14 protein-coding genes are annotated in these 13,558 nt (G+C 44.3%); 6 read left to right on the top strand and 8 right to left on the bottom strand.

The window, feature by feature from the left end; translation table 11 throughout:
• Positions 1-31 precede the first annotated feature (31 nt).
• Entirely contained in the window at positions 32-766 is a 735-nt protein-coding gene (locus tag CWO13_RS01200) for an RNA methyltransferase (RefSeq protein WP_017631333.1), read from the top strand.
• A 97-nt stretch (positions 767-863) separates the two neighbouring features.
• Here the strand turns inward: CWO13_RS01200 and fdxA are convergent, their stop codons facing one another.
• Positions 864-1,187 carry a ferredoxin FdxA gene (gene fdxA / locus CWO13_RS01205; RefSeq protein ID WP_010431058.1) on the bottom strand — a complete coding sequence of 108 codons (324 nt, stop codon included), beginning with the start codon at positions 1,185-1,187 and terminating at the stop codon, positions 864-866.
• 254 nt (positions 1,188-1,441) lie between these two features.
• On the opposite strand from fdxA, the gene CWO13_RS01210 reads away from it, so the two are divergent.
• The 4 genes from CWO13_RS01210 (at position 1,442) to CWO13_RS01225 (ending at position 5,678) form a co-directional block, all read left to right on the top strand.
• Positions 1,442-3,073 carry an NAD(P)/FAD-dependent oxidoreductase gene (locus tag CWO13_RS01210; RefSeq protein ID WP_102433104.1) on the top strand — a complete coding sequence of 544 codons (1,632 nt, stop codon included), beginning with the start codon at positions 1,442-1,444 and terminating at the stop codon, positions 3,071-3,073.
• Positions 3,074-3,266: 193 nt separating this feature from the next.
• Positions 3,267-4,472, top strand: coding sequence for a DEAD/DEAH box helicase (locus CWO13_RS01215; protein WP_048661141.1), 1,206 nt, complete (start codon positions 3,267-3,269; stop codon positions 4,470-4,472).
• 111 nt (positions 4,473-4,583) lie between these two features.
• Complete coding sequence (locus tag CWO13_RS01220; RefSeq protein WP_055319356.1) at positions 4,584-4,988, top strand: PPC domain-containing DNA-binding protein; 405 nt, start codon at positions 4,584-4,586, stop codon at positions 4,986-4,988.
• A gap of 66 nt (positions 4,989-5,054) precedes the next feature.
• Positions 5,055-5,678, top strand: a complete 624-nt coding sequence (locus CWO13_RS01225) for a 3'-5' exonuclease (protein ID WP_102433103.1) — start codon at positions 5,055-5,057, stop codon at positions 5,676-5,678.
• 85 nt (positions 5,679-5,763) lie between these two features.
• Here CWO13_RS01225 and CWO13_RS01230 read toward each other — a convergent pair whose 3' ends face one another.
• The gene (locus CWO13_RS01230) at positions 5,764-6,600 is read right to left on the bottom strand and encodes a DUF6279 family lipoprotein (protein ID WP_102433102.1); all 837 of its coding nucleotides are present in this window, start codon (positions 6,598-6,600) and stop codon (positions 5,764-5,766) included.
• A gap of 283 nt (positions 6,601-6,883) precedes the next feature.
• Between CWO13_RS01230 and CWO13_RS01235 the strand changes: the two genes are divergently transcribed.
• On the top strand, positions 6,884-7,057 hold the full coding sequence (locus CWO13_RS01235) for a hypothetical protein (RefSeq protein WP_055319358.1): 174 nt from the start codon (positions 6,884-6,886) through the stop codon (positions 7,055-7,057).
• 140 nt (positions 7,058-7,197) lie between these two features.
• On the opposite strand, the gene dbpA is transcribed toward CWO13_RS01235, so the two are convergent.
• From dbpA to CWO13_RS01265, 6 genes are all read right to left on the bottom strand, one after another.
• Entirely contained in the window at positions 7,198-8,577 is a 1,380-nt protein-coding gene (gene dbpA, locus CWO13_RS01240) for an ATP-dependent RNA helicase DbpA (protein WP_017064348.1), read from the bottom strand.
• A 148-nt stretch (positions 8,578-8,725) separates the two neighbouring features.
• A complete protein-coding gene (locus CWO13_RS01245) occupies positions 8,726-9,634 on the bottom strand; it encodes an aldo/keto reductase (protein ID WP_107898396.1) in 909 nt (302 codons plus the stop codon).
• Between the two features lie 217 nt (positions 9,635-9,851).
• Complete coding sequence (locus CWO13_RS01250; protein WP_107898395.1) at positions 9,852-10,439, bottom strand: hypothetical protein; 588 nt, start codon at positions 10,437-10,439, stop codon at positions 9,852-9,854.
• A 211-nt stretch (positions 10,440-10,650) separates the two neighbouring features.
• Entirely contained in the window at positions 10,651-11,595 is a 945-nt protein-coding gene (locus tag CWO13_RS01255; protein WP_107898394.1) for a PstS family phosphate ABC transporter substrate-binding protein, read from the bottom strand.
• Positions 11,595-12,233 (bottom strand): OmpA family protein, encoded by a 639-nt coding sequence (locus CWO13_RS01260; RefSeq protein ID WP_107898393.1) that lies wholly within the window; start codon positions 12,231-12,233, stop codon positions 11,595-11,597. Before CWO13_RS01260 ends, CWO13_RS01255 begins: the two co-directional genes overlap by 1 nt.
• Positions 12,233-13,546, bottom strand: a complete 1,314-nt coding sequence (locus CWO13_RS01265) for a TolC family outer membrane protein (protein WP_107898392.1) — start codon at positions 13,544-13,546, stop codon at positions 12,233-12,235. Before CWO13_RS01265 ends, CWO13_RS01260 begins: the two co-directional genes overlap by 1 nt.
• Between the last annotated feature and the right edge of the window lie 12 nt (positions 13,547-13,558).

Raw genomic sequence — 13,558 nt, forward strand, 5'->3', positions numbered from 1 at the left:
TAATGCGCGGGCTTATATCTAGGATAAAAACATGATTTCAAAAAACCAATTAAAACTCCTTCGTGCTTTGGGCCAAAAGAAACAACGTAAAGCCCACGGCCTCTTTCTAGTTCAAGGTGAAAAGAACGTTCTTGAGCTATTCAATAGTGACTTAGTCGTGAAGAACGTCTTTGCTACTGCTGATTTCTTATCTGAAAATCACGCATCACTGATTGAGTTTGATTGTGTTGAAGCCTCGCTAGACGATCTAACCAAAGCGAGTACTTTGGTCAGTAACAATGCGGCAATTGCCGTGGTTGAGATTCCAAAGGTTGAATTACCGGAAGCGACAGGTTTGATGATCGCGCTTGATGGCGTATCTGACCCGGGCAACCTAGGTACGATCATTCGCGTAGCAGACTGGTATGGTATCAAGCATATTGTCGCGAGCAGCGATTGCGCAGACCCATACAACCCTAAAACGATCAGCGCGACTATGGGTAGCTTTGGCCGAGTACACGTAAGCCAAACGGACTTACCTGCTTACTTAGAGCAAGCGAACCTGCCGGTTTACGGCGCGTTTTTAGAAGGTGAAAGTGTTCATAAGACTGATTTCACTGCCAACGGCATTTTGCTGATGGGTAGCGAGTCTCACGGTATCCGTGAACATGCGGCTAAATTCGTGACAGACAAGATTACGATTCCAGCATTCGGTGGCGCAGAATCTTTAAACGTGGCGATGGCGACAGGTATCATCCTCGATAACATGCGTCGTCAGCATAGCTAGATCTCATAAGCTAGCAATCCAGTCGACAGCGTTCAAATATTAAAAAAGGCGTATTGATTAAATCAGTACGCCTTTTTATTTGAGTTCTTTTTAGCAATTACTTTTCTAGCATTGCCAACTTGTCAGCAACACCATTCCACTTTTCAGCGTCATCCATTGGTGCTTTTACTTCCGTTTGCACAGGCCAAATCTCAGCGAGCTCTGCGTTCACTTCAATGAAGATCTTTTGGTCTTCTGGTAACTCATCTTCTTGGAAGATCGCTTGAGCATCACATTCAGGTACACACAAGCCACAATCAATACATTCGATTGGGTTGATTACCATGAAATTTGGGCCTTCATGGAACGCATCTGCGGGGCACACGGCCACACAGTCTGTGTATTTACATTGAATACAATTATCGCCTACGACAAATGCCATGATGCTCTGCTCTATAAGTTAGTCAAAATTGAAGAATGGGGATAATACTCATCCCAAAGCAAAATTCAACATCATACGGCTCTAATATCGTGTCTATTTGCTCCATGTTTCCAAATTAGTATGACAGATAAATCAATTTCTCGTAAAATGCGCGCCATTGTGAGCTTATCGTTTCTTTGAGCATCAGCGTTTTCATCAAACTCTGTACTAATAAACGATCTAGCTAAGACACCTATAAAAAACGAGACATCGAAATGATACGTTTAACCGAAATTAAACTCCCACTAGACCATGAAGAGTCTGCTATTCAAGACGCTATTGAAGCGAAACTTAGTATTAACTCTGATCAGGTACTCTCTTTTAATATCTTTAAACGTGGCTACGATGCTCGTAAGAAATCAAAGATCTTACTTATCTACACGCTTGATGTTCTCGTTGAAAACGAAGCTGAATTGTTAGAACAATTCATCAGCGACCCGCACGTAAAAGTGACTCCTGATATGGAGTACAAGTTTGTTGCTAAAGCGGTTGAGAACCAAACTGAGCGCCCTGTGGTTATCGGTTTTGGCCCTTGTGGTCTGTTCGCTGGCCTAGTACTTGCTCAAATGGGCTTCAACCCAATCATTGTTGAGCGTGGTAAAGAAGTTCGTGAACGTACGAAAGATACCTTTGGTTTCTGGCGTAAGCGCACTCTAAACACTGAATCAAACGTGCAGTTTGGTGAAGGCGGCGCAGGTACCTTCTCTGACGGTAAGCTATACAGCCAAGTGAAAGATCCAAAACACTACGGCCGTAAAGTAATCGAAGAGTTCGTTGCAGCTGGCGCACCAGAAGAAATTCTATACGTAAGCAAGCCGCACATCGGTACCTTCAAACTGGTTACCATGATCGAAAAGATGCGTGCTTCTATCATTGAACTAGGTGGCGAAATCCGCTTCAGCACTCGTGTAGACGACGTTCACATGGAAGACGGTCAAATCACTGGCCTAACGCTTTCTAACGGTGAAGAGATCAAATCTCGTCACGTGGTATTGGCTGTTGGCCACAGTGCTCGTGACACGTTTGAAATGCTGTACGATCGTGGCGTTTACATGGAAGCGAAGCCTTTCTCTGTTGGTTTCCGTATCGAACACAAGCAATCGATGATCGATGAAGCTCGTTTCGGTAAGAACGCAGGCAACCCAATCCTAGGTGCTGCGGACTACAAACTCGTTCACCACTGTAAGAATGGCCGCACTGTGTACAGCTTCTGTATGTGCCCAGGTGGCACTGTAGTAGCTGCAACATCTGAAGAAGGTCGCGTAGTAACTAACGGCATGAGCCAATACTCTCGTGCAGAACGTAACGCAAACAGCGCAATCGTTGTAGGTATCGACCCAGAACGTGATTACCCAGGTGATGCACTGGCTGGTATCCGTTTACAGCGAGAACTAGAAAGCGGTGCTTATGTTCTTGGTGGCGAAAACTACGATGCACCAGCACAGAAAATCGGTGACTTCCTGAAAGGTCGCGATCCAAGTGCAATCGGTGAAGTACAACCGTCTTTCACGCCGGGTATCCACCTAACAGACATTTCAAAAGCGCTGCCTGATTTTGCTATCGAAGCGATTCGTGAAGCAATCCCAGCGTTCGAGAAGAAGATCAAAGGTTTCTCTACGCCAGACGGCCTACTAACCGGTGTTGAGACTCGTACCTCTTCTCCTGTATGCATCAAACGTGGCAAAGACTTCCAAAGCATCAACTTAAAGGGCTTCTTCCCTGCAGGTGAAGGTGCGGGCTACGCAGGCGGTATCCTTTCTGCTGGTATTGATGGGATTAAGGCTGCAGAAGCGCTAGCACTATCAATGGTAGAGCTGAACCAAGCTGAGAAGATTGAGATCGCTTAAGCATTTTCAATAAAGCAAAGCTAGATCGCAATCAACCAAAACTAAAATCCAGTGTCTTGTCGACACTGGATTTTTTATTGCATGTGACTAGCAGTACACAAGCAACATGGTAGAATGCCGCCATTAATCTTATCCTTGTATAAGATTGTTAAACCTTTCCATCGCTATTTAGCCAAATCATACCGAGAAACTTATGCCATTTTCCAAGCTTGGATTAAGCTCACCTATTGTTAAAGCCGTTGCAAAACAAGGCTATGAAAAGCCAACCTCTATTCAAGAAAAAGCAATTCCGATTGTACTTTCTGGTAAGAACCTTATTGCGGCAGCACAAACGGGTACAGGTAAAACTGCGAGCTTTGTTCTCCCTATCTTAGAAATGCTAAGCAAAGGTGAAACGCAGCGTAAAAAACGTATTCGCGCCGTGATTCTTACACCGACTCGTGAGCTGGCTGTTCAGGTTGAACAGAACATCACTAAGTACGCTAAGTTCCTAAACCTAACTTCATTAGCGATGTACGGTGGCGTGTCTTACCAACATCAAAAAGATCGTCTGATTGAAGGTGTTGATATTCTGGTTGCAACTCCAGGTCGTTTGATCGACATGTACGGACAACGTGCCGTTCACTTTGATGAAGTTGAAGTATTGGTTCTTGATGAAGCAGACCGCATGCTAGACATGGGTTTCATTGAAGACATCAACAAGATCATTGCGCGTTTACCACAAGACATCCAAAACCTACTGTTCTCGGCAACGCTTTCAACGCCAGTTCGTGCGCTAGCGAAAAGTGCTATCAGTGAAGCGGAAGAGATTTCAATTGCGAAAACTGACGCGTCTAAAGCGAACATTGAGCAATGGTTGGTAACGGTAGATAAAGACCGTAAGTCAGCACTATTGAGCCACATGATTACCGAAGGTAATTGGGATCAAGCGCTTATCTTTATCGAAACTAAACATGGCGCGGCTAAGTTAGTGGCTCAACTTGAAAAGCGTGGCATTCAGGCAGAAGCTTTCCACAGTGGACGCAGCCAAGCGATCCGTGAAAAGATCTTGGCTGACTTCAAGAAAGGTCGTCTAAAGTACTTGGTAGCGACTGGCGTTGCTGCTCGTGGTATCGATATCGACAACCTAAGCCGCGTGGTAAACTACGACATGCCTTTCCCTGCTGATGACTATGTTCACCGTATTGGTCGTACAGGCCGTGCTGATGCGTCTGGCGAAGCGATCTCTTTCCTATCGAAAGATAACTTCAAGAACCTGTGCATTATTGAAAAGCGTCTCGGTCACTTGATTGAACGTCGCGTTGTTGAAGGTTTCGAACCACGCAAAGAAGTACCAATTTCAGTATTGAACTTCGTTCCTAAGAAGAAAAGAGAACAGCAAGAGAAAGAAGGCAAGTAACTATCAAAGCTTAACTAGCAGCGATAACGTGTTAGCCGGCGTATTACTTAAACGAAGCCCTCTGTGGCTTCGTTTTGTTCTTTGATACACAGATAAAACAGAGGTATTGAGATGATTACTCCTATCGCAACGAGATTAACCCGAGGCCAAGACCTAAAGCTTGAGATCCAGAGGCTAGTGACAGCACACAATATCTCCGCGGGCTCTATTGCGTCTTGTGTAGGATGTGTTTCTCAACTCAATATTCGCTTAGCTAATGCCAACAACACCAAGCTAGTTCAAGCTCCGTTCGAAATCGTATCTGTGATGGCAACGTTAACGCCTAACCATCAGCACGTTCATATATCCGTTGCTGATGAGAATGGCGATGTGATTGGCGGGCATCTGCTGGAGGGAACGATTATCGCCACCACCGCTGAATTGATTGTTCACCGTTACGATACTTTGACCTTCCACAGAGAGCATGATGATTCGACGGGTTACACTGAGCTCACTATCAGCAGCAATAATCAATAACTTATTAATAGCAGCACCAAACGCCTCATATAAAACGATACCACCCAATAGCAATTAGGAAACACGATGGCTACACACTCCGCAGACTCCGTTATCGTTCTCGATTTCGAAACCACAGGCTTATCACCAAATATGGGTGACCGAGCGATTGAAATCGGTGCGGTGAAACTCGTTAATGGCGAAGTCGTCGACACCTTCCAACAACTCATGAACCCAGGGTTTCGTGTCAGTGGATTCATTGAAGGCTATACCGGAATCAGTAACCGCATGTTAAGCACAGCGGCCAGTTGCAGTGAAGTGATGGATGAATTTGCAGACTTCATTCAAGACAGCCAACTTGTCGCTCACAATGCCTCATTTGATAAACGCTTTCTTGATGCAGAGTTAGATAACATTGGTCGTGATTACAATGGACAATTTGCCTGCTCAATGCTGATTGCTCGCCGCCTAATCCAAGACGCACCGACTCATAAGCTAGGCGACCTTGTGCGTTTCAAGAATATCGACAACGACGGCACCTTCCACAGAGCGTTAGCCGATTCAGAAATGACAGCTAGACTGTGGTTATTGATGATTGATGAGCTGCAAAGCGACCACGGTATTCAGCAACCAAGCTTTCAACTGATGCAAAAAATATCGAAGACAGCGAAAGGCTCTATTCCAAAGTTGCTGATGAGTAATCGAGGTTAAAATCCTTACCATACGATAATGTTTGAAAGGCTGATTGGTTTAACACAATCAGCCTTTTTAGTTATTAACGAAGCTTACTCGTGCCCTACTCCTGCAGTGTCACTAGCGTTGACTTGAGACTGTCTAATTCATTCAGGAAATAAGACCATTGCTTATCACTACTGATTGCGGCGATATCCACCAAAAATTTGGCTGATGTCTGCATATTCTTATTAAGCTCAGATTCCAATTCGTCTGGATAATAAGCTTCGTTATTCATAAGCAAGTTCATAATAATTGGCTGAGCGATATGTAGATCACTCTTCTTTTCCATCAGTGTTGTGAGATCTTGGTAGGTATTATTTTGATATTGGCGCCAGTTATCGTTGGTATTTACCCACTCTTGAGACCAAGTATAAATAATCTGCTTTTGTTGTTTCGACACCGATCCTAGCCATCGCTCTAGTCTCTCTTCTATGCGATTTCGATATCGCTCTCTGGAGTCTTCGTCATTCAACGACAATCTTTCTTCGTAATAGTGTTGCTGTTTTTCTCTAAAGTTTTTTAAGAACTCGCTATCTTGCTTAGGGCTAAGTTGCATACTTAACGCGTAAACATCGGGTGCAAACTTATTAACGATCGCACGAATATGATTCTTAATTTGCTCACTTTGGTCGACGATAAACGCAGAATTCATATCGGCACGAGCAATACTTTGAATCGCTTCTAATTGAGAAATATACTGAGGAAGTTGAGTTTCTTTATGCCAAGCTTGCAATGAGTCTAAACGGGCTTCTAACTCGGACTCTTGGTTATTGGATAACGAAACAAAGTCCTCGATATAGCTGACCGCAAACCAACTGATATTGTTATAGGCGAATTTCGTCCCACACCCAGCAAATAGAAAGCACACCAATGTCACTAACCAACGGCATTTTCTCATTTCACCCTCTCACAACCCTTTACTGATCAGCGAACCTGTAAACAGATTTATCAGATTCACCCTTGATCTTATAACATTAGCTATAAAAGCAGCTGATCGTAAAAACTTTCAGATAAATTGAGACTTCACCTTGCTAAACCGTCTATTTAGGCAAATGATTAAACTAAAAATAATTAACGGCAGTGATATAACTTGATTTTTATTACTCATTTGACCTAATACGAACTCTATAAAAGAAACGGGGTAGCGTGTTTTCAAATGATTGATATTTGGGAGGCAAGCTATGGCCGCTATTCCTGAGCACCCAAGCGATTTAGAATATGAGCTTTGTTATTTTGACGATGGTTCAATAACCACAATTACGATATTCGTTCACAATCGACAGGAAGCGATGAATTGGTATATTAACGAAGGAAAACATATCAACGATCTTTATTCGATAAGACCCGATGAATAATGCTTTGATATAGAGGACTAGGTCGATAAACCTAAACAAAGAAACTTGAGTGGCATTTTGTGGAACACCCTTTACTGCAATGTCATTAGTTAGCAATATCATTAATTAGACATATCGCAGCAAAGGGGTTCAATCTCGAATTACTTCAAGATTCGGGCGCGGAATTGACGACCCTTCATTTTACCTGATTCGATCTTGTTCAGTGCTTTCTTAGCTACAGAGCGTTCTACAGCAACGTAAGCGCGCATTGCGAACAAGTTGATCTTACCTACTGATTTACCATCAATACCACCTTGACCAGTCAATGCACCAAGAATATCACCTGCACGAAGCTTAGCTTTCTTACCGCCATCAATCTGAATGGTTACCATGTTTGAGTAGTACGGCTTAGCAATGGGTTTTGCTGGAAGCTCAGATGGCTCAATCGGCATATCCATGTACTCATCAATTTGAGCAACACGGTACATCTCTTTCTCACTAAAGAAGCTGATAGCAACGCCCTTGCTTCCTGCACGGCCAGTACGACCAATGCGGTGTACGTGAACTTCAGGGTCACGAGACAATTCAAAGTTGAATACAGCATCTAGGTTATCAACATCAAGACCACGAGCCGCAACGTCTGTCGCCACTAGAATCGAGATGGTTTTATTTGAGAACTGAACCAAAGCTTGGTCACGTTCACGCTGTTCCATGTCGCCATGAAGTTCGATAACACTGAAACCACGGTGGCTTAGCTCATCGTTTACGTTCTGCACTTCTTTCTTAGTGTTACAGAACACAACCGCAGATTCCGGTTGGTGATGAAGTAGCAGCAACTCTAGAGCATCATCACGAGCTTCAGAACCTTCTAGCTTGTAGAAGTGTTGCTGGATGCTTGAGTGGTCATGCGTTGACTCAACCTTCACCATTTCTGGGTTGCGCATAATGCGGTCTGCAACAGATTTGATCTGTTTAGGGAAAGTTGCACTGAATAGCAGAGTTTGGCGTTCTTTTGGCGCCGCTTCAATCACTGCGTCCAAAGCGTCTTGAAAACCCATCTCTAGCATGCGATCCGCTTCATCTAACACAAGTGTGTTCAGCTCAGACAGGTCAATACGGCCTTTCTCTAGGTGGTCAAGAATACGACCAGGAGTGCCCACAAGAATGTGTGCGCCATGCTCTAATGAACCAATCTGTGGGCCCATTGGCATACCGCCACATAGTGTCAGCACTTTAATATTGTGAATACCACGAGCAAGAGTACGGATCTCTTTTGCTACTTGGTCTGCAAGCTCACGAGTCGGACATAACACTAAAGACTGAACACGGAAACGCTTAACGCGTAGGTTCTGCAGCACGCCTAAACCAAAAGCAGCTGTTTTACCTGAACCCGTTTTACCCTGACCGATAACGTCCTTGCCATTTAGGATAGTAGGAAGACTTAACGCTTGGATCGGCGTCATTTCAGTATAACCAAGAGAATCTAACGTATTTAGAAGCTCTGGTTTAAGGGCGATTGAAGAGAATTTTGAAGTGCTCAATGGAAATATCCAACTGGTGAAAAACAGAGTGCATTATGAGTGTTTTTGAAAATTATTCCACCTTAATCACAGTTTTGCAGAAATAGGTTAGGCGAACACAAAAAAGCCAGCTTTCTTAGCTGGCTTTCGCTTCTATATGAATTGCTTTCTATGGCACACCGTGACCTTTAGATGCAACCCATACGCGGTACCACTGCTCGCGAGTCAGTTCAATTTTCAGTGCATCAACAGCTGTCTCAACGCGCTCAATCTTACCAGAGCCAATAATGGCAATTGGGTTAGACGGTAAACGGCGTACCCATGCGTAGATCACTTGATCAATGCTGTCGGCACCCACTTCTTTGCGAATCGCTTCTAGCTCATCACGAACACGAATCGCTTGCGCTGAATCGCCACTGAAGATGCTACCGCCACCAAGACAAGACCACGCCATTGGGCGAATGCGGTTCATCTGCAGTTGATCTAGCGTGCCGTCATGGGCAACTTCGAAGTTCAGTGGATTGATTTCAACTTGGTTGGTGACGAGTGGCTTGCCTAATCGAGATTGCAGCAAGTCGAATTGACGTGGTGAGAAGTTAGAGACGCCGAAGTGCTTAACTTTACCGACTTTGTGTAATTCTGCGAACGCTTCTGCCACTTCATCCGCATCCATCAGTACATCTGGACGGTGAATAAGCAATACATCCAGTTCGGCTACACCTAAACGCTCTAGTGAGTTATTTACTGATTGGTAAATGTGGTGTGCACTGGTGTCATAGTGATTGATCTTACGATCAGGAGTGTGGTCACCACACAAGTTGATATCGCACTTGGTGACGATTTGAATATCATCACGAAGGCTTGGCTCGAGTGCTAATGCTTCACCAAACAACTTTTCACATTGGTAGTTACCGTAAATATCCGCGTGATCAACAGTTGTGATGCCAAGATCAATGTGCTGCTTAAGGAAAGTCAGGCGTTGTTGCGGGGTCATGCCCCATTCAGCTGTACGCCAGTATCCTTGCACCAACTCAGAAAGTTCTGGGCCTTGTGGCGCTGTCGTTACTCTTGCAACCATGGGTTGTCTCCTTTATCAATACTGAACGTATCCTAAGCTCGTTTTACCTAAGGCTCAACGTATAACAAATGGCAAAAGTAAACGCTTGCCAAAAATGTGAGAGCCACAGAAAAACGAACACTTAAATGAATAATAACTTGCTGTCTGCCCGTGAACCGTTATTCCAAAAGGCTTGTTTACTCTAATGAATTACGAAAGCATCTATAAATTTGAGCAATTAAAAGCGATTTAGTTCAACCGTTAAGTTATCACCATCACTCTGTAACTGAACCCAAGGAGAAGACGAACTAGCAGATGATGAGTTAGGAACGTTCCATAAACTCACTTGATCAGATGAATGGTGTGGTGCATTAATAAATTCTACGAGCTGCTTATCTACCTCATCAAAACCAACGCCCTCACGTTTTGCGTGTTCGAGTTGAGCGACGACATCGAACTCATCTTCCCCAATACGCATTGAACTCAGAGCAAAGCCATCTTGACGAAGGTAAGCCTGAAGCTTGGTATAACTTAAGTTCGAATATGGCAAGGTTAAGCGAACCACTTCAATGCTTGATTCACCTAGCTCCAATTCAACATAAACATCCAGATCGTAATATTTGGTTTGGTCACTGCACAGCAGAGTACCTTCTACATCACCACAATCCATAAGATCGACATCGTTGATATAGTTTTGAGAACTTGGTTGATCTGAACTTGTGTTGAATACCGTTCGCAGCCACCAGCTTTCGGTTGCTTGCGTAGAAAATGCAATGGCATTCAAAACCAATAAAAAAGGTAGGATTAAGACAGGAAGAGTTCTCATTAATTGTGCTTATCTCGTGCGGCATGAAGCGTTCATTATACGTGACCAATCAACAAACAAACGCCTGACCGACAAATTTTAGGCGAAAAAAAACGGGCATACATGCCCGCTAGATAAATTCTATCGCCGAATAACGTAATCCGTCACGTTGAGAACCATTACGGGACTAACAGTACTATCCCGACGATTTACATACAACACATTATACTAATTATTTATAGCCACCTTCTATTACAGGCTCTTCAAGCGATAGTCTTACTTTATTACGTTGAATGGCTTCTGGCGGCAAACTGATGAAGCCGTATTGGTTCAACACGCTTTGATGCTCTTCCGACAAAGTTAGTCCAACAAAGAACTTCTCTTGCTCAGTAAACCCTTTACGATGCGCTGGAATATTCAGGTACATGTAATAAACCGTCGCTAATGGGTAACGACCAGAGAGGATCGTCTCTTTGTTTAAGTCGTAGTTCACCCCAAGATTATCAACCACACTCAGCCATTTCACATCCGAGATTTGATCTGAGTAGACGGTGTAACCAATCGCGGCATCTTCGTCTTCAATCTTGTTAATCAGATCAGGTAAATCCGCTAAGAACTGAGTATGGGCATATTCTCCCTCCGTTCCACACTCGACCCAACTTGAAAAGGTGGTATGCCCCTTCAGGTTATGGTCGATAGCGAAAGGCAACATGTGGGTATCTAGGCTTTCACCATTACGGATATCACTGCTTGGTGACCATTTGGGATGTTTAGGGTCGTTAGAGCAACCAAACACATCGATAAGTTCAGCGACACTGATGGATGTTGCTGGGTTATTCTCATTCGCTAGAATCGCAATCACGTCGGCGGTAAACATCAGTTCTGTCGGTCTATAGCCGTAGCGCATGTCGAACCTAGCCATCTCTTTGTCAGTCCACTTTTTGGACGTAATACCAACACGTGAGCGTTGCATGATCATCTGCTCTGGTACGCTGTCACTCAACAAGATCTCTAGGTCAATCTCTTGGCTCTTGAGTAAGTCTTCAACAAGACCCTGCATATTCGGCTCAATCGTGACCAAACCAATTTCACTGGCATCATTCGCAAACGTCGATGCCGAGAACAACATAGGTACAGCAGCAAGCAGTAAGCCCGGTTTATTAGATAGACGTTTCATTACTGGCCTCCTACTGGATCAATCGATGTCTTGGATTCAACATCGCTGTTACTGTCGAGCTGCATCTCTGAGGTGAAGATATTCCAAGATGGATTCACTTCCATGCTTTCTGTTTTTAACACTGCAATGGTCCTGCGCTTACGCTTATGAAGATGCTGAGTTAAGCTGGTTATCTGAGTAAATTCTTGTTCGAAAATTCGCTCACCATCGATGCCTCTGTCGATCAGTGCATCTCGAATCACGCCAGTCCTTTTCTTCGCCAGTACCTTGTTATAAGTGTTTGTACCTTCTGAACTGGTATCGCCAACTAAAGTCACCGATGCATCTGGCTGTTCACCCAGTAAACGAACAAGTTCATTGAGTACCGCAGTATGTTCAGGTTTAAGTTCATACTTATCGAAATCAAATGCCACGCTTAACACTTCAACATCTTCGACGATTTTCCAATTGGCACAGCCTTTAATGTCTACCGTCACGCCTTCTGGAGTATCAGCACAAAGATCGCGTTGGTTAATCACCCCATCACGGTCATCATCCGCTAGATCATCAATTTGATGGCGAGTCATTGTCGTATCGGGCGTTTCAGCACAACCCATTAGCAAGATAGAACTAAGTAGCGCTAGTTTAAAATATCTCATTACTTGTTCTCCCCTTGCCACTCTTCTGGGTGTTCAACCCTTAATGCGTAGGTCAACATGCCCATCGCGTTCAGTACGCGGTATGCTGCTAACGTTTGATCATATTCTGTGCTGATGAAGTTTCGTCGAGCCAAGAACACTTCCACTTTTGCGTCCAGCACATCCAATAGGCTTCGTCTGCCTACATTAAATTGTTGGATGTAACCCAGTTCTGCAATTTTGGCCGCGTCCACATTCTGTTGAAGTAGAGACTTTTGTTGTTCAAGCATCTTGTAGGCATTCCAAGCAAGCTGGGTGCCCTCTTTTACTTCACGCTCGGTTCTAACACGAATTGCTCTTGCCTCTTCGACACGCCACGCTGACGATTCAACACGAGAGTCGGTAGAGAAACCGTTAAACAGATCGTAATCCATGGTCAGCATGATTCTGGCGTCTTCATCAACACCACCCGGTGGGTTAGACACGTTGTCATTTTTGTTGGCATGAAGTTCCAGTTTTACCTCTGGATAGTAATCGCCTTTTTCTCTACGCATCTCTTTACGAGCGGCGTCGATATCAAGCAAGGAGGCTTTGATTTCTGGATGATTCTCGACAGCTTGTTCAAGTGCGACCTGTGCTGAGCTTGGTAATAGTGCGTAATCAAAACGGGGATAAACCAAGTTCACCGCAGGCTTGCCCACTAAACGTAGGTACTGAGTTTGCAAATCAAACAGGTTGTTCTGAGCTGCTATCAATGAAGATTGCGCCGTCGCAACACGAGCAGATATTTGAGCCAGATCCGAGTTACTACTCAGGCCTTTGCTCTTTTTGTCTTGGATGTCTTGATAGATTTCTTGGTGCTCTTTTACATTACGCTTGGACAGCTCAAGCAGCGTCTCTGCTTTTAGAATATCGAGGTAGTTTCTCACCACATCTAAAGAAACATTTTCAGCACGTGAAATCAGGGTTAAACGTTCAGCCTCGGCTTCGAACGTGAGTCGGTCAACATTCGCCGTTGTTTTAAAACCATCGAATAGTAACTGGGAAACTTTAACGCCGATTTCCGTTCGCGTTAGACCACGGTCATCGGTGTCGAGTTTGCTACCACTGTTATAACGCGTCTCTTCATAACCTGCCGCTGCGTACAAATTGACTTGCGGCATATACAAACCGCCTGCAGCATCACCGTCTCTTATCACCGATTGGTATCGGGAGTACTGCGCCAAGATCTCTGGGCTATAGTCTATGGCAAAGGCCACGGACTCTTCCAATGAGGCTGCTTGAGACAGCCCGCTCATCAGTAAGCAAGAAGAGAGTAAGAATTTTGAATGCATTACACTTCCTTT

The organism is Vibrio sp. ZF 223, from assembly GCF_003050585.1.
Taxonomy (GTDB): Bacteria; Pseudomonadota; Gammaproteobacteria; order Enterobacterales; family Vibrionaceae; genus Vibrio; species Vibrio crassostreae.